The 16,831-nt window shown below is 41.1% G+C and carries 13 protein-coding genes; 10 read left to right on the top strand and 3 right to left on the bottom strand.

The window, feature by feature from the left end; translation table 11 throughout:
• The first annotated feature begins 147 nt into the window (after positions 1–147).
• From PCY06_RS07265 to PCY06_RS07220, 10 genes are all read left to right on the top strand, one after another.
• Positions 148–435 carry a WXG100 family type VII secretion target gene (locus PCY06_RS07265; protein WP_011999608.1) on the top strand — a complete coding sequence of 96 codons (288 nt, stop codon included), beginning with the start codon at positions 148–150 and terminating at the stop codon, positions 433–435.
• 78 nt (positions 436–513) lie between these two features.
• Complete coding sequence (esaA, locus tag PCY06_RS07260) at positions 514–3,528, top strand: type VII secretion protein EsaA (protein ID WP_195916530.1); 3,015 nt, start codon at positions 514–516, stop codon at positions 3,526–3,528.
• Positions 3,529–3,534: 6 nt separating this feature from the next.
• Positions 3,535–3,990 (top strand): type VII secretion protein EssA, encoded by a 456-nt coding sequence (gene essA / locus PCY06_RS07255; protein ID WP_061596327.1) that lies wholly within the window; start codon positions 3,535–3,537, stop codon positions 3,988–3,990.
• Between the two features lie 73 nt (positions 3,991–4,063).
• Positions 4,064–4,312 (top strand): EsaB/YukD family protein, encoded by a 249-nt coding sequence (locus PCY06_RS07250; RefSeq protein WP_011999611.1) that lies wholly within the window; start codon positions 4,064–4,066, stop codon positions 4,310–4,312.
• Entirely contained in the window at positions 4,305–5,558 is a 1,254-nt protein-coding gene (gene essB, locus PCY06_RS07245; RefSeq protein ID WP_061596325.1) for a type VII secretion protein EssB, read from the top strand. Before PCY06_RS07250 ends, essB begins: the two co-directional genes overlap by 8 nt.
• Before the next feature lie 19 nt (positions 5,559–5,577).
• Entirely contained in the window at positions 5,578–9,993 is a 4,416-nt protein-coding gene (gene essC, locus PCY06_RS07240) for a type VII secretion protein EssC (RefSeq protein WP_301389729.1), read from the top strand.
• A 12-nt stretch (positions 9,994–10,005) separates the two neighbouring features.
• On the top strand, positions 10,006–10,341 hold the full coding sequence (locus PCY06_RS07235) for a hypothetical protein (protein WP_061582603.1): 336 nt from the start codon (positions 10,006–10,008) through the stop codon (positions 10,339–10,341).
• A 19-nt stretch (positions 10,342–10,360) separates the two neighbouring features.
• Positions 10,361–12,538 (top strand): hypothetical protein, encoded by a 2,178-nt coding sequence (locus PCY06_RS07230; RefSeq protein ID WP_061582604.1) that lies wholly within the window; start codon positions 10,361–10,363, stop codon positions 12,536–12,538.
• Entirely contained in the window at positions 12,539–13,543 is a 1,005-nt protein-coding gene (locus PCY06_RS07225) for a hypothetical protein (RefSeq protein WP_105165098.1), read from the top strand. It begins immediately after the preceding gene.
• A 131-nt stretch (positions 13,544–13,674) separates the two neighbouring features.
• Positions 13,675–14,040 carry a hypothetical protein gene (locus PCY06_RS07220; protein ID WP_061594266.1) on the top strand — a complete coding sequence of 122 codons (366 nt, stop codon included), beginning with the start codon at positions 13,675–13,677 and terminating at the stop codon, positions 14,038–14,040.
• Between the two features lie 435 nt (positions 14,041–14,475).
• On the opposite strand, the gene PCY06_RS07215 is transcribed toward PCY06_RS07220, so the two are convergent.
• The 3 genes from PCY06_RS07215 to PCY06_RS07205 form a co-directional block, all read right to left on the bottom strand.
• Positions 14,476–15,303, bottom strand: a complete 828-nt coding sequence (locus PCY06_RS07215; protein WP_082307298.1) for a Cof-type HAD-IIB family hydrolase — start codon at positions 15,301–15,303, stop codon at positions 14,476–14,478.
• Between the two features lie 32 nt (positions 15,304–15,335).
• A complete protein-coding gene (locus PCY06_RS07210; RefSeq protein WP_061582607.1) occupies positions 15,336–16,082 on the bottom strand; it encodes a DeoR/GlpR family DNA-binding transcription regulator in 747 nt (248 codons plus the stop codon).
• A gap of 168 nt (positions 16,083–16,250) precedes the next feature.
• Complete coding sequence (locus tag PCY06_RS07205) at positions 16,251–16,661, bottom strand: hypothetical protein (RefSeq protein ID WP_082307297.1); 411 nt, start codon at positions 16,659–16,661, stop codon at positions 16,251–16,253.
• Between the last annotated feature and the right edge of the window lie 170 nt (positions 16,662–16,831).

Below are 16,831 nucleotides of genomic sequence, written 5' to 3'. Positions count from 1 at the left end.
GAAAATAGGATAAAAGGTAGAGAAAATTCGGAAATAATACGGATGAAAAGTATATTTTCAAAAAAAATGTATAAAATTCACAGAAAAATGTTGCAAGCTACAATTTCTTATGATAGAATATACAAAACAAATAAAAAGGAGAACGTTATGGCTCGGATTAAATTAACTCCAGAAGAATTGCGTGCTTCAGCGCAACGTTACACAGATGGTGCAGAAAATGTGAATCAAGTTCTTTCATCTCTTACGAATGAACAAGCGATCATTTCTGAAAACTGGGAAGGTTCAGCCTTCCAAAGCTTTGAAGAACAATTCAATGAACTGTCTCCAAAGATTAAAGAATTTGCACAATTGCTTCAAGACATTAACGCTCAGTTGGTGAAAGTTGCTGATATCGTGGAACAAACTGACCAAGATATTGCAGCACAAATTCATTAATTTTGAATAAGTGGCTTTAGTAGGAAGGCGAGGGCCTTCCTCTTTTTAGTATCAGAAAGAAAATTAAAAAGCGAAAGAATGAAGAATAAAAAAATCTTTAAATATATCGGCAATAGTCTCTTAGTGGTTTTGCTGTTTACGATCGTTACAATTTTAAATATATCTGCACAGAATAATACGACAAGCAGCGATAAAACAAAACAAAAAACGAGTCAACAAACTAAATTAAACGTAGCCATTGTCAATGAAGACCAAGCTGTACGTGTAGATAAGAAAGAGTACAATCTTGGGGCTAGCTATGTAAAAAATATTGAACGAGATAATTCCCAAAATTGGTTTGTCGTGACACGCGGGGCAGCCGATGCAGGTTTGGAAAAAGGAACTTATCAGCTAGTCTTGACCATTCCGAGCGATTTTTCAGAAAAAGTATTGGATGTGAACAGCATTAATGCGGATAAGACAACCGTGACCTACAAGGTTAATGCGGCTGGAAATCTGCAGGTGGAAAATGAGGCAAACAAGCTAGCGAAAGATATTGTGGCAGATTTGAACAGCCAGTTGGTTGATATGTATATGGCTAGCATTTTAAGTAACCTTTATACTGCCCAGAAGAATGTTCAAGCAAGTTCACAAGTTCAAGCGACCAATATTGGCAAGTATAAGACCAATCTATTGGATACAGCTATTAATTCAAAAAATATTTTTCCGACGCTTTACAGCATGACCAATTCATCAGTAGATGCTAATAACATGCTGAAATCAAATTTGGAGAATTTTACACAGTCATTTGATACTCTTGGAACGTCTCAGACTGCTTATGACAATAATTTTAGCAGCTTGCTCAAGCAAAGAGGTGAAGATCAGATTAGCTATGCGGCCTTTATGGACCAGCTGATGTCTATGAGCCGTGATTCATTGAGCTCAGAAACAAAGAAACTTTATGATGACTTGCAAAAGCAACAGGAAACACTTGGTAAGCAGATTGGCTCGTCAGAGAGTAAGGATGCAGCTGATGCAAAAACTTATACAGGTCTGGCAACAAGTGTTTCTCAGAAAATTGAAGATTTAGAAAAAGATCTCAAAGCTGAACGTGATAAATTCAAAGAACACCAAGATAATATAAAGGACTTTATCACGAAAAAACTGGCTAGTTACTATGGGGTTGAATCTGGGGACAAAGTCACTCTAAATCAAGTCTTCGAAAAAGGGGGCTTAAAGGATTTAGAGAACTCTGAGAGCTCAATCAAGGCTGAACTGGCCAATGCTATCGCTGCTTTGCCAGCAGAAGATTTCAGTGGAAAGACGTTTAATGCTTTTGGCTTGTCTATTACTGTGCCAAGTATTAACTATGCGGAGCTTAAGGAATACGGGACTCCTAGTGACGGGACAAGTTCTGACACTCTCAACCAATTGGCAGCTAAAGCAGTGACAAGCACTGACGCAGTTGATGGCGCTGTAGCCAAGGCTAAGGTTTCTTGGCAAGCGCCAGATGGTGTGACAGTAGATTCAGTGTCGTACAATGGTAGCACTGTAACAGATGGTCAAGAAATTAATCTTGTAGAAAACGCTAAGTTTGATATTCGTTATAGCGTCAAAAGTGCATCATCTGATACAAGTGATAGCGATGCCGCCTCTGCGACAAATACTCAGATCTCAATCACCCTCAATGGTGTACAGTCGGCTACTGCAGCAATTGATATTCAAGGAGTTCAGCAGGCGGCGGCTAGTTATGGTATGCAGGCTCAGAGAATTGCCTCAGCCTATCAGCAGGTAGATTCTCTTCTTAAGGTTTATTCTACAATAGAACAATTGAAAAAAGGGGACATGGCAGATGCCTTGACTCAGCTTCTCTCAGAAGCGATCAATGCTAACTTGAAAGATTACAACGATAGTCTTTCTCAAGCTAACAGTTCCTCAGATGACAAGGATCATAAAGAAACAGGTGTTCGTCAGAAATTAGACGAGACCTTGAAAGATTTGAAAGAAACAGCTCCTGAATTGAAGGAAAACCTAGAAAAAATTGCACTTAGCAATAAGGAATTAGGAACAGCCATCGATGGTCAGCTGAAACAATATGAAAAGCTAAGAGAGAGCTTGTCTGAAATTGCGACATCTCAGACTGCTAGTACAGCAGCTTTGGCCAAAACGGACTCTGAACTGTCTTCACTTAATTCTGAATTCAGATCTTTGTTAAGTACGACTTCAGGCGTTAAGGCTTCATCTCAAAGCAATGTTCAGGCGGCTGAATCTGCGAATCAGATTTTCAGTAATTTCCATCGGGAATTGGCGAATGCTCAGGGTAACACAGAAAAATTGTCTAGCGATGCAGAAACTTTGATGGCAGAGTTTAATGAAGAATTAGCAGCGAATGGGAACTTTGTAGAATCCTTTATCAAGGTACTCAATAACGCTTATGAAAATGGCGTGCCAAATGAGGTTCTTCTTAAATTCTTATCTAGTCCAGTAGCGCAACGTTCTTCATCAGTGAAAGCAACAGTCAATGTCTATCGTCCATTCACTTGGATATTGCTCCTAGAAATTGTGAGTCTCTTTACAGCTTATCTTTTTGCGACACAGAATATCGTTCGCAAAGTCAAAGACAAGTTCAAGCTAGACAAATTGCACGATACAGATATTACGACAGTTGGTGTCCTATCCAGCTTAGCCTTGACCATTGGTTTAGCAATTGGGATTATCTCAAGCATTCAGCTCTCAGTTGGTCGTGAATATGTGCCATCTTGGGTACTCTTGCTAGTATTTGCCAGTCAAATTCTTGTCCAAGGGCAGTATTTCTTATTGAAACATCTCCGTGTTGTCGGTATGGGTCTTGCCTTCTTTATGATGATTAGTTTTGTTTATCTATCCAATGCTATTGGAACAACGGCTAGTCTGACAGGCTTCCCAGCCTTCATCAAGGACTTGAATGCACTGTCTGTTTTGGAAAATCTACTCTCAGCTTACTTTGACGGGCAAGCAGCAGGCTTCTTTGTCTTCTTTGCTCTCTTAATTGTTTTGGGCTTATTAGCAGCAGCTAATATCTTTGTCAAACCCAGAAGTTTTCAAGGAACAATCAGTCAAACCCAGAAAGTATAATAGGATATGAAAAAATTAATTCTCTTGCTTTTTACCGTAGGGGTGTGTGCAGCAGTCTCAGTGGCTGCTGCGGACGACCTCCAAGATAATAGTTTGCAAATCGATAACTCCAGACTTGAGAGAGAAGAGGAGTTAAATTTTGGTGCGCAGTCGGAACGGATTAAGGCGCTTTTTAATGCCGCAGATCAAAAGAAACTGCAGGAGATACAGCATGATCAGAATAAACAGTTGGCCACAGAAGGGGGACAACTGTTTTCTGCTATACAGGGGCCAGTTAAGGAAGCCAAAGAAAAGCAGTTATTTCAGTCAAGAAGCCAAGCGGTTTCGAAGTTAGAAATTAGCCAGAGAGAAGATGGAACCACTAGCTGGGGAGATTTTTTGCCAGGGGTTGTCTATATTGGCCTAGTCGTCCTGTTGGTTGGGATTACAGCCTTTATCAGCTATAAGGTGGCTACGGACTGACTTTCATAAGTGGACCTTTAAAAACTAAAACTCATGACCAGATATGAGATTGTAAATTAGGAGAATTGAGAGAATGAAGCAGCATATCAATATAACCCTACGCCTATCAGATAGGGATGTCGATATTCGAATTCCTCGACGGATTGAAGTACGTCGGCTGATTCGAGAAATAGATAGCATTTTTGGGCCAGAAGTAAAAAGGCCAAAATACCAGTTGAGAATTATTAATAAAGGCTTGCTACTTGATGAGGGCAAGTACCTATCAGATTATCCAATTACAACAGGAGATTTAGTAGAGATAGAGGAGGCATCAGGTGACTGAGGAAAAATTTGTATACGGAGAACAAACCTTTACCTATGAGAAAAGTGACAAGGAATGGAAATTAAGTTTACGCCGTTCAGATGTGGCTACGCAAGACTTACGAGAGTTACTGATTTTGGATTTACACCATCCGCTCTTTTTGGAGCAGACCATGGATGCGGATGAAGATGGCTTAACTTTTACCTACCAGCTAGAGCCACATAGTCTCAGCTATGAAGAGGTTAAATCTCGTCCAATCTCAGAAAGAATCCGCTTGGCTCTCAATGTCTTTGCTCTTGAAGCTGCTTTGGAGCTACCAGTGACTTTTCTTCTTCATCCGAGCAACCTCATGATTACCAAGGATGCTCAGGCTAAGATTGCCTATCGTGCGGTTCCAGGTATTATGACACCGGAGGCACTGACTGCTGAAGATTTCTTGCGCCAGGCCAAGTGTTTTGCTGCGACTTTGTTTGCGGATGTGGACTTTATGGAACTCTACAATGGATCTTTGGAGTTGGAAACCTTACCAGACTTTTTGGTTGAACTCCGTGAAGCAGAAGACCAGACCGCTGCAGTGGCAGTTCTAGAAAAGGCTTATCTAGATAAGACCAAGGAAGAAAAAGCGACTCTGATTCAGGTGTCTAGCAGATGGCATCGGGTTTTCAAGTTGGCATCTATCTGGCTGTCAGTAGCTGTTGTTCTTTTGATCATTCCCTTGATTTATCTCATTTTCCTGCAAAATCCTTTTAAAGAAAAGCTTCTGCAGGCAGATACTGCCTTTATCAAGGTCGATTATAGTGGTGTTATCACTGAGTTAGAAGGTATTGCCCCTTCTAGTCTTCCAACGACTCAAAAGTACGAATTGGCTTACTCTTATATTCAAGGACTAGAATTTTCATCTGATCAAAAGAAGGTCATCTTGAATAATGTGAGTCTTAAATCGGATGAGCTCTACCTGATTTACTGGATCCAAATCGGTCGCAACACATTTGAGGATGCTTTGGATACAGCCAAGCGGATTAATGATAATGACCTCATCCTTTATGCTTTGGCACAGGAAATCAAGCAAGTACGAGAAGATGACAAGCTATCAGGTAAGGATCGAGAAAGCAAGCTTAGCTCGCTGGAAGGTGAATACAAGAAGTACTGGGATAGTCGGAGCGAACTACTGACAAGCGATTCAAGCTCAAGCGACTCTAGTGAAAAGGAGGCTTCATCTACAGAAGCTTCAAGTTCAACTGAAACCAGTGCATCTAGCAGTCACTAAGCAGGTCAAGGAGTAAAAGATGACAAAACAAGTAATTTTCTATACCCAGGGCCTGCGTTATGAGGTTGAACCCACAGAAGGACGCCAGCTTCTTCTTGGGGCCAGCGAAAAGGCTCAGGTCTATCTGCCTCAGCAGGAGGAGGACATTCGACTCAAGGCTGATGGAGACGAGGTTTTCTACCAGTTTGGGGAGGAGACAGGCCTCTTGACAGATGGACTGGTACTGAATCAAATCCGTTTTTGCCTTAGAGATAAAACTCCGACAGTTTATGATCTTTTGGACCAACAAGAGCTACGGATCGGTGCTCAGAGTGGCTCTAGCCTTCAAGTCTCTGATGATTCAGAATTGCTCTTGCAAAAAAACGGAGAAAACTGGCATTTAACCAAGTTCAAAGGAACCTTTTATCGAAATAACATTTTAGAAAAACAAGACCAGTTGCAGCTTTCTTTTGGAGATGAGCTCAGCTTTGGCGCTGTAACAATCAAAATCTATCCAGATGAAGTCTGGCTGAGTGGTCCCGTCCAAGCAGCCAAGGTTCTATCTCTGCGAGGAGCATCTCGCTACGGCTTTTACCCGGACTATCCAGACTATCATCGTTCGCCACGGATTATCTATCGTGGATCTGAAGATAAGATGGTCATTAATCCTCCAGGTAAAGAGCCCGGCAAACCAAATGATGAATTGCTTAAGCTCATTGTACCGCCCTTGCTGATGATTGGGGTTGTAATCCTGATTACCCTTATCCAGCCTCGGGGGATTTATATCCTCGCGACGATGGCCATGTCTGCAGCTAGTATCGTCTTTTCTGTCAGGACCTTCTTTAAAAATCGGAAAAAATACAAGGCAGACAAGAAAGAGCGCGTGGATCTTTACCGTCTCTATCTAAAAGACAAGGCTATTGAGCTGACTGACTTGGAACGCAAACAGCGTCAGGGCATGCTTTATCACTTCCCTAAGGTGGAAGAGCTGACTGAGTTAACTCAACGTTACAGTCACCGTATCTATGAAAAAACACCGCTCCACTTTGACTTTTTGACTTATCGTCTAGGCTTGGGGCAGGTTCCGACTTCTTATCAGTTGACCTATGGACAGCAGGAGAGAAGTGGGAAGAAAGATGCGCTTGAAGAGGAGGGCTTCGCTCTTTATACCAAGCATAAAAAAATCCCTGATTTGCCGATTGTAGCAAATCTTAGCCACGGGCCAGTTGGTTATGTCGGACCTCGCAATCTAGTCCTTGAACAGCTCCAGCTCTTGGTTATGCAGTTGAGTGTCTTTCATTCGTATCATGATGTGCAGTTTATTACCATCATGCCAGAGGAGGAACGGGACCAATGGAACTGGATGCGTTGGTTACCACATGCAAGCTTGCAGGAAATGAATGTGCGAGGCTTCGTATACAATCAGCGTACTCGTGACCAAGTACTCAACAGTCTCAATCAAATCCTGAAACTCCGTAAGACTCAAAGAGATGAGGCAAGTCGCCAAGAGACGACTCTCTTCAGCCCTCACTATGTGGTCTTAATTACTGATGAAAAGCTGATTTTGGATCACGTCATCATGGAGTTTTTCACAGAAGACCCGACAGACCTAGGCTGCTCACTTCTCTTTGTCGAAGATGTGATGAGCTCCCTATCTGAAAATGTCAAAACCGTCATCAATATCAAGGACCGCAATATCGGACAGTTGGTTATGGAGGAAGGGATTCTCAAGGAGACCAACTTCCGCTTGGATCACTTCCCAGACGGCTATGATAAGGAACAAATTGCACGGACCTTGGCACCGCTCAACCACTTGCAAAATCTCAAGTCTTCTATCCCTGATACAGTTACCTTTATGGAGATGTATGGGGCTGAAAGCTTTGCGGACTTGAAGGTCTTAGACAGATGGAAGAGCCATGCTCCTTACAAGAGCTTAGCCGTGCCAATCGGCCTTCGAGGCAAGGATGACCTAGTGCAACTCAACCTCCACGAGAAGGCTCATGGACCGCACGGTTTGATTGCGGGGACGACTGGTTCTGGTAAGTCTGAGACTATCCAGTCTTATATCCTGAGTCTAGCCGTCAATTTCCACCCGCACGATGTGGGCTTCCTACTCATTGACTATAAGGGTGGAGGAATGGCCCATCTCTTTAAGAAACTGCCTCACCTGCTAGGGACCATCACCAACCTAGATGGGGCCCAGTCTATGCGGGCCTTGGTTTCGATCAATGCGGAGCTAAAACGCAGACAGCGTCTCTTTAACCGTTATGAAGTAAACCACATTAACCAATACCAGAAGAAATTTAAAAATGGCGAAGCTAAAGAACCTCTGCCCCACCTTTTCCTCATCTCAGATGAATTTGCAGAGCTTAAGGTCAACCAGCCAGACTTTATGAAGGAGCTGGTTTCTACGGCTCGGGTCGGGCGTTCCCTCGGTGTTCACTTGATCCTTGCCACTCAAAAACCATCTGGGGTCGTGGATGACCAAATCTGGTCCAACTCTCGTTTCAAGCTAGCCCTCAAGGTGGCAGACCGAAGTGACTCCATGGAAATGCTCCATACACCAGATGCAGCAGAAATCACGCAGGCTGGTCGTGCTTACCTGCAAGTCGGCAACAATGAAGTTTATGAGCTCTTCCAATCAGCTTGGTCAGGAGCAGATTACCAGCCGGACAAGGATGAACTGGGGATCGAAGATCACACCATCTATCGTATCAACGACCTAGGCCAATATGAAGTCCTCAATCAAGACCTCTCTGGACTGGATCTAGCAGATGAAATCAAGGAAGTACCGACAGAGCTTGATGCCATCGCCGAAAATATCCAGCTCTTGGCAGAGAACCAAGAGATCGCTCCCCTACCACAGCCGTGGTTACCACCGCTCCGTGAGCGCATGACACTAAATGAGCTTGAAGCGGTTGATTTCCATAAGGAATGGAATAAAAAGCCAAGTGATCTCGAACTTCTCATCGGGATGGCAGATATCCCACAAGCACAAAAGCAAGAGCCGGTTACGATCAATCTATCTAAGGATGGAAACATCCTCTTGTATGGTAGTCCAGGGACAGGGAAGACGACCTTCCTGCAAAGTACAGCGATGGATCTGGCTAGAAAGTACAGTCCCAAAGATGTCACACTTTACTTAATGGACTTTGGTACGAATGGGCTGGCGCCTTTGAGCCATCTACCTCACGTAGCAGATACCCTGCTTCTAGACCAAACGGAGAAAGTGGCTAAGTTTGTCCGGATCATGGAGCGAGAGCTCAATCGGAGGAAGAAACTCTTGTCTGACTACGGTGTGGGGACCATAGACCTCTACCGTCAGGCTAGTGGCCAAGAAGAGCCGACAATTGTTATTCTCTTGGATAGCTATGAAGCGATGAAGGAAGAGCCATTTGAAGCAGAGCTCTTCAAGATCTTGATGCGGATTTCCCGCGAAGGTCTCAGCATTGGTGTCCACTTAATCATGACAGCTGGTCGCCAGTCCAACCTGAGAGCTACGCTCTATGCCAACTTCAAGCATCAGATGACTCTCAAGCAAAATGATGTCGGTGAAGTCCGGACCATTCTAGGGAGCACACCGCTTGCGGCGACCATGGAAGATATCAAGGGACGCATCCTCATGAAACGGGATGAAGTTGATGTCGTCCAGCTTGCCTTGCCAGTCGCAGGTATCAGTGATGCACAAGTCATCAACAACCTACGTGCAGAAGTCGCTCGAATCCAAGAAGCCTGGACAGGTGAAACACCACAGGCGATTCCGATGGTACCTGAGGAGTTGACAGAGAAGGACTTCTATAGTCGGACAGACGTTTTGAAGCTTCTATCGCAAGAAATTATTCCTTTAGGGTTAGATATAGAAACTGTCAAACCAATGGGTTGGAATCTAAAGCAAGGGTCTTTTGTATATGTAGCCAATAGTGAGGAGCAAATGAGAACAATGACGAAACAATTTTCTATTGTTTCATCAAAAATTAATTCTAATGTTTATATTATCGCTCCAAAGTATAACTTAATACCTGATCTTGATGGTTATACAATTATATCTGACCCCGAAAATGTGAAAGATTTTATAGAGGCAGTTGAGTTATTAATTTCTGAACGTATGGAGGATCAAGAAAAAGATTTACATACAATCATAGTTATATATGATATGTCTACTTTAGTAGGAGATTTAAATCACCAGCTACAAGATAGTCTAGCTAATATTATTAAAAATGGTCATAAAGTGGGCTATCCGGTATTTGTTGAAACCGATAATCAATTAAGTAAAAAAATTGATTATGCATCCAAAACGGTTCTTCGCATAAAACAAGGTTTAGTTGGATTGAGACTAAATGATCAGTATGTCATAGACGTTTTATCTAAACCTCTTAGAGAGGTGGCATTAGATGAGCAGATTCACTATTTTGTATCACATGGACAGGCAAATAAAATTAAAGTATTAATGGAATAGAAGGAGAAAAAAATGACAAGTAAAGAAGATAGGGTAGCAAGTATTAAAGCAAAATTAGATGCTCTTGATGGAGAAATCGAAGCTCTAAAAGCAGCCCAAAAAGCTTTAAATGATACGAATACTAAAGTAAGTTATAAACCTGACAAGACGAATGTGGATAATTTAAAAGGAAAAAAATATAAAGAAGAAACTGCAGATGAGAAAGATTATTTAGAAGGGCTAGAAAAAGACTTTTCAGCAAAAAAGAGTGAGGTCGATGCAAAACTAACTACTAAAATCAGCACATTAGAATGGGACAAGACTTGCGTATCATTCGAATATACATTAGCAAAAATAAATCCATTTTAAGAAAACGGAGGGAAATGTCATGACAGATAAAATTAAGGTTAAGGGCAAAAAGTACATGTCAGAGAGTTCAGAACGCAAAGAACTATTTGCGACAGAGTATGAGGCGGCAGTAAAGAAGGGCTATCAAGAATTCATGTTGAAGATAGAAGATTCAGAAGCTGATGCTGTCACGGCTTTCTTAAATCTACTAAATGAGCTACAAGAAATGGTTTATGAAGTTTATCCGCAAACTGTTAAAAAATATGCTAAAGTTTTAAGTAACTATGTATCAAGTCTTGAATCTGCTGGATTTAATGATGATGAATTAATCCAGTCTATCAAGGGAGATAATGATAGCGTTCAAGCTAAATTGAAAAAAGAACAATATGACGAAGCAGAAACAGTCAAAAAAGATTTACAAGCTAAATTAGATGCTGCGTTAGATTTGCTGAATGAACCTAAGAGTGATTTTAAGGGATTTGAAGATGGGTTAACTACATCGCTGAATAGTTTAGCAAGTAATAGAAATCAAACTCATGTCGCACTATCTGGTGCTCAAGATACTGCGATTAAGGCGCTTCAAGAGTTAGCGGGTATTTTCACGAGATTGAGAGATGCGATGGCAAATGCGAAGCATATTCATGTAGTTAGTGTTGATGAGATTGCTGGCTATATGGAACTTAAAAAATTGACTGCTGAAAACATGGGAGATCTTGAAGCAATCCAGGATGAAAATGATGGGAAAATGCTTGCAGCTGCATATTCTAAAGACCCCTTTAACGAAATGGCAAAAGTACCATCTAAAGGTGTCAGTGTATCTATGATGACAATCGTTAATAGAACCCTGTTTGGTACGATGAAAGGAGACTTAGATCAAACAACTCCCGAAGAATTAAATGATATAAAATCTTTCGTAAATACTTTATTGAAAAATAATTCAGTAGAAGATGTTCAAAGTTATATGGATAAATTAATGGAAGCAGGAGATCGATTTGGCATATCATTAACAGCTGTTGGTGTAAGTAAGATGCCTGGTTTTCCTAAAAGAAAGGAGAACGAATCAGATGCCTCTTATCAAAAACGGATAGATGATTTTATAGCTACTCAGGAAAAAATGACGCCTGAATTAAGAAAAATACAAAAGGATGTTGAAAAAGCGAATGCTTTGACAAATCTGTATTCGGCAATCTATGTCAGAAAGATGGGACATGTTCCTCATAAGATGCCGCATGGGGGGACTTATGAAGAAAAAAGTTCCATTGATAATCTAAAAATGGGGAATGGAAATATCACTTTTGATGAAATTAAGAAAAGCCAAACAGAATGGAGAACATTTCCTGATAAGCGTGAAACAGTTACTGTAGGGGTCTTTGATACTTATGGAGAAGGTAAAGGACGTGAAATGGCTGCCGAATTGGATAAAATAGAAGAGAAACGTCTAAAAGCCAATCTGAAATTTGTTAGTGATGTAATAAAGACAGGCGGATACTTAGGTGGACCTGAGACTGTAGCGGTTACTCAAGCTATAGGGGCGGTGTTAGATACCGCTGCAAACTCTGATGGCCCTTCTAATGCTAGAGATGCTGCAGCTGGTTCTACTGGTTTATTACCTAAAAAATATCAAGCTCCAGTTCGTTCTGGTGCAGGTCTTGTCAAGGCATTTGCTACCTATCATTCTGCTTTAGAACAAATTGACGAAGATAAGGAAAATTCCGAAAAAGAAGCATTCAATACGTTTAACGATGTTGGAGGAGGAAGTGTGTCAACTGGACTTGAAGGAAACCAAAAGGTAATCTCGACACGTTTTTCTTCAGCTTTTGATTTGCAGTCTGCTCTATCTTATGCAGACTATCAAGAAAATGGCTTGCGAAACATCGTTTATCAACAGGCTTTGGCTGAAACGGGTAATAAGAAACAAGCACTAGACAGTTTAAAAGCCTTTGATAAAAATATGAAAGGCACCAATATTTATAATAGTACGGTGACAAACTTTATTAAAGGAGAGAACGTTATTACACCGAAGCCGTCTGAGCTCCAAAATGCGTTTAGTCAAATTCAAGATAAAAAAATGATTCCTTCGAAAGAATATTGGAATGAGTATCAGGAATTAAATTTAAATGGTAAACCTAATGATAAAATAAGGTACCGTACAGGAGAGGATATCCGAATCCAACATAATCAGCTGTTTGATCGTTTAGTTGGTTCAGGAGGACAATAAATGAATAAAAGAAAACAAATTATTTTAGTGATAGCTATCTTACTAGTAGCTTTCTGTAGCTTTGTTTATCTAAAAAAACAATTCTTTTCTCCTTCCAAGCCAAAGGAGGAGTCCAGAAAGGAAACGCTTGTATATGATTCTTCGCTGAAAGATATCACTCTAACAAAAGATGGGCGCTATGTATTAGTTAGTCCTAAAGATGTAAATTGGCAATCCAATGATTTAAGGATGAGTCGTAACTACGTAGTCTCAACATTTATAACTTATGAGCACTTTTATGCAAAAAAGAATACCTTACCATCCGGTAAACTCAAAAAATTTGATATTATCACTTATGATTTACGTAAAAAAAATTTCGTTGAAAAGCGCATAGACCTCAAAAAGGCCGTAGAAGAATATGATTCAGATTATGTTTTGAGGGATGATGGGGCCCTCCAAGAAGTTGGTTTCAGCTTTTATTTTGAGGGTAAAGATTATGTACGGATTTATGTGTCAAAAAGAAAAAATTTGGAAGAAACAAAAGGCTTAGTGCTAAATTTGGAAAATGGGAAATTGACAGAGCTTAGTGAAGCGATGGAAGAGGTGCTTCTCGCACAAAATAATTTCCCTTCCCTATCCAGAACCAATCTCGATGATATTCTATATTTTAATGGATTTTCAGCTTTAAACAATTTAGGTTATATTAATGATAAAAAGGAGAACAAGATTGGGCAGGATATTAACTTTAGCCATGAGTTTCCTGACTTGGTCAAGCGTTTAAAGAAAAATAGAATTACAGAAATTCTGTATCGAAGAGGCTTGGTTTCTCCTGCAGATTACTATGAAGATCTTCGCCATTGGTTTGCGCCAGTTGGTCAGGATAAGCTAGATATAATCGCAAAGGATTATGAGACGAACGAAGAAACTCCTTTAAATAATTACCAAGAATTCATTGATTGGTCCAAAGCGGAAGCTCAAAAAGCACAGGAAAGCATAAACGCAAATAGGAAAAAAGAGACAAATTAATATGCCACAAATTTGCGAAACATCGTTTATCAACAGGCTTTGACTGAAACGGGTAATAAGGATCTAGCACTAGATAGTTTAAAAGCCTTTGATAGCGGAAGCTAAAAAATCACAGGAAAGGATAAAAGCAAATGGGGAAAAAGAGACAGATTAATACAGATCAAATTTACGAAACATCAGTTCGCTTAGATGCGGCAGTAGCGTCAGGAGGTCAAAATGATGCTTCAGAGTGGGTTGATGATGAGTCTACAGAATTATTTTCAGACTGCAATACCTTATTGGATGAGGCTTCAGCAGATATTCATACTACGGTAGAGAATCTTAATAACTATTTAAATTCTGTAGCAGCAGAATTTGAGAAAGCTGATTCAAAAATGGCAAAATTAATTTCTGCAAATAATGGATTGGAATCTATCCCAATGGAAGATAAAAATATTGCAGAAAAGAATAAAATTCGCTCGAATGATTATTATAATCAATTGAAAAAGAGCAAATAATCGTTATACTTTTATCCTATTTTATCTTTCATATCGTAATCGGATACAGGAACGATTTCTTTTAGGTTGAGCGATTCTTCTCTAGCGCTTATTGGCTGTGCAGTCAGCTATTCTTCACGAGATGCATACAATGGAAAAAGATAGTCTATCGAAGAAATAGTATGCCTGGGGCTTTTTGTTCAGGCCTATTTCTATTTGAAGTTGCTATTCCACCTGAACATCAATTCAGGTGGTTTTCTTTTACCTACCATATCTCAGTCTCTATCTAGCACCTATTTTTCATTTAGTATCATAAAGAAAATTTCAGGTGATGCACTAAGCCTAAAACAAAAAACAAGCTAAAAGGACTTAGTCCTAGCCAATGTAGAACTAAATCCTTAATACAAATTATTTTGCTGATTTTTAAGGTTGGGGTATCTGAGCCATTTCGCAAACTCAGCCGAGGACATATTCTTTGATGGCTTCTGCGACTCCGTGCTCATTGTTGCTTTTGGTGACGGCTTTGGCCTCGGTTTTGACTGCTTCAGGGGCATTGCCCATAGCGACGCCGAGTCCTGCCAGTCGCAACATAGGAAGGTCATTGAAGTTGTCTCCGATTGTCATGACCTCTTCTAGTGGCACTTGGTAGTGCTGGGCAATTTCGTACAAGGCTTGCTCCTTGGAGACATGCTTGGCCGTGACTTCCATATAGTTGTCCTTAGAGAGATAGAAGGCTGTCTTGGGAAAGTCTAAGGTCTGCAGGTAGTCATGGAGTTTCTGGATGACAGGCGCTTCATCAATGAGGAGTAACTTGTGAGCAGGCATTAGAACATCCAGCACTGGCATTAGAACATTCTGAATTATCGGCTGCTCACCTGTAATAGAAGCCTCTATCTGCACCCACTTATCCAGACGGTCAGCAATCCAATCCTTGCCAGAGTAGAGATTGATGGACACACTAGGAAATTCAGACTTGACCAGTTCTAGAAAAGTGCGGATCTCTTTCTTGTCCAGAGGGTGCTCGATAATGGTCTCGTAAGCTTGCGGATCACCCTTGATGACCAGAGCACCGTTGTAGCAGGCCAGTGGATTATCTCCCAGCCCCAGCTCACGGGCAATGGGCTCCATACCCAGAGGAGAGCGGGCAGAAGCCAGTACGAAGGGGATTTGTTCTCGGTTCAGTAGGGGAATGATGTCTTTGAGCTCAGGATCTACTTGGTGCTGGTTGTCCAAAATGGTACCGTCAATGTCGCTGATAATCAGGCGAATCGCTTGTTTTGTCATGAGGCGTCCTCCTATGTGTCTAATGAATTGATTTAATAAAGTATTTTAACCTTGTCTCCAAGCAGTTCTTGAACTTCAGGGCTGGGCTCTTGGTCCGTGATCCAGTAGTCAAAGTCGCTGATAGGCCCCAGGATGTACTTAGACTCTTTCTGCCACTTGTCTTGCTCAGCCAGCAGAATCTTAGTCTTGGCATGCTTCAAAGCCAGTCTTTTCAGGTGAGCATCAGCCTCGTCTTCAAAGCTGACTAGGCCATCAGAAACACTAGCTGCCCCGATAAAGGCAATGTCAAAGGAAACTTGCTCTAACAGCTCTGCTTCATTGAGCGCGTAGTAGAATCGGTTTTTGGGATAGAATTTTCCACCTAAGAGATGAAAGTCCACTTTGTCCTGACTACTCAGCATGATCGCATTATCCAGCGAGTGAGAGTAGATTGTCATAGGCTCCTTGATGCGCTGTGCCAGATGGAGAACGATGGTTGAGACATCAAAGAAGGCAATCTGCCCCGGCTTGAGAAAGTCGTGCGCTTTTCGCGCTATATCCTTTTTTTCTTGGCTCAGCTGCTTGAGACGGTCGTTAAAGGAAGGGATTTGCCGGCTAGTGTCCAGCGGGATAATACCTCCATGAGTGCGTTGCACAAGCTTACGCTCGCTCAAAATCGAAAAATCTCGTCGGATGGTATCTTTAGAAACCTGAAAATGCTCAATCATATCCTTGGCTGATAGCTGTTTTTTCTCAGCCAAGAGCTCTAAGATTTCAGCCAAGCGTTGTTCTTGGTACATACTAGTCCCTCCCTGTTTGTCTAAAAAGAGTATAGCACAGAGATTAAGTGTTTTCAAGTTTCTTTAATGCTTTGTAAGTCTTTTGGCTCGGAGTATAAAATGAACAATCAAAAAAACCAAGCAGTGCTTGGCTTTTTTGATATTATAATGTTCGAAATAGCTTTATGATTATGGAGTTTGGACGTTAACTGTTCCGTCGCTTCCAACTTTAACATCGACACCGCCACCTTGTACATGAACGCCGTCTTCGTTTACGTTAACATTTCCATTGCTATTAGCATTTTCATTGCCAGCTTCAACAGTAGCTGAGCCATCGCCGTCAGCTTCTACTTTAGCGTCATCAGTTTCTACGTTAACGCTACCACCGTTTTGGCCTCCGTTAACCTTAACTTTAGCTTTGCCGCTTTCAGAGGATGCTGAGCTTTCTTCTTTGCTTGAAGAGCTGGCCTTAGATGAAGAAGATACGCTTGAGCTTGAGCTTTCTTTTGTATTCTTGTCTGCAGAATTTCCGCAGGCAGCCAAAAAGAAGAGTGAAACTAGTGTAATTAGAGATAAATAAATTGTTGATTTTTTCATCATATCCCTCCTTCTACTTACATAGTATATGATTCAAGCTTTTGGCGCAATAAAAAAATGAATATGACATTGAATTATCATACCCGCTTAATAGTTTCGTTACATAAAATACAGAGGAAAAACAGAGAAAAGACAGCGCTATCAAGAGTTTGGCTTGTTTGCTCTTTGTTTGT

This window comes from Streptococcus sp. SG1, assembly GCF_030439935.1.
GTDB classification, from domain to species: Bacteria; Bacillota; Bacilli; order Lactobacillales; family Streptococcaceae; genus Streptococcus; species Streptococcus gordonii.
The sequence above is the reverse complement of the archived record's forward strand: the minus strand, read 5'-3'. Positions and strand labels throughout refer to the sequence as shown.

Coding starts and splice junctions, on each gene's coding strand:
- PCY06_RS07265 (WP_011999608.1), top strand. CDS start 148: ATGGCTCGGATTAAATTAACTCCAGAAGAATTGCGTGCTTCAGCGCAA.
- esaA (WP_195916530.1), top strand. CDS start 514: ATGAAGAATAAAAAAATCTTTAAATATATCGGCAATAGTCTCTTAGTG.
- essA (WP_061596327.1), top strand. CDS start 3,535: ATGAAAAAATTAATTCTCTTGCTTTTTACCGTAGGGGTGTGTGCAGCA.
- PCY06_RS07250 (WP_011999611.1), top strand. CDS start 4,064: ATGAAGCAGCATATCAATATAACCCTACGCCTATCAGATAGGGATGTC.
- essC (WP_301389729.1), top strand. CDS start 5,578: ATGACAAAACAAGTAATTTTCTATACCCAGGGCCTGCGTTATGAGGTT.
- PCY06_RS07235 (WP_061582603.1), top strand. CDS start 10,006: ATGACAAGTAAAGAAGATAGGGTAGCAAGTATTAAAGCAAAATTAGAT.
- PCY06_RS07230 (WP_061582604.1), top strand. CDS start 10,361: ATGACAGATAAAATTAAGGTTAAGGGCAAAAAGTACATGTCAGAGAGT.
- PCY06_RS07225 (WP_105165098.1), top strand. CDS start 12,539: ATGAATAAAAGAAAACAAATTATTTTAGTGATAGCTATCTTACTAGTA.
- PCY06_RS07220 (WP_061594266.1), top strand. CDS start 13,675: ATGGGGAAAAAGAGACAGATTAATACAGATCAAATTTACGAAACATCA.
- PCY06_RS07215 (WP_082307298.1), bottom strand. CDS start 15,303: ATGACAAAACAAGCGATTCGCCTGATTATCAGCGACATTGACGGTACC.
- PCY06_RS07210 (WP_061582607.1), bottom strand. CDS start 16,082: ATGTACCAAGAACAACGCTTGGCTGAAATCTTAGAGCTCTTGGCTGAG.
- PCY06_RS07205 (WP_082307297.1), bottom strand. CDS start 16,661: ATGATGAAAAAATCAACAATTTATTTATCTCTAATTACACTAGTTTCA.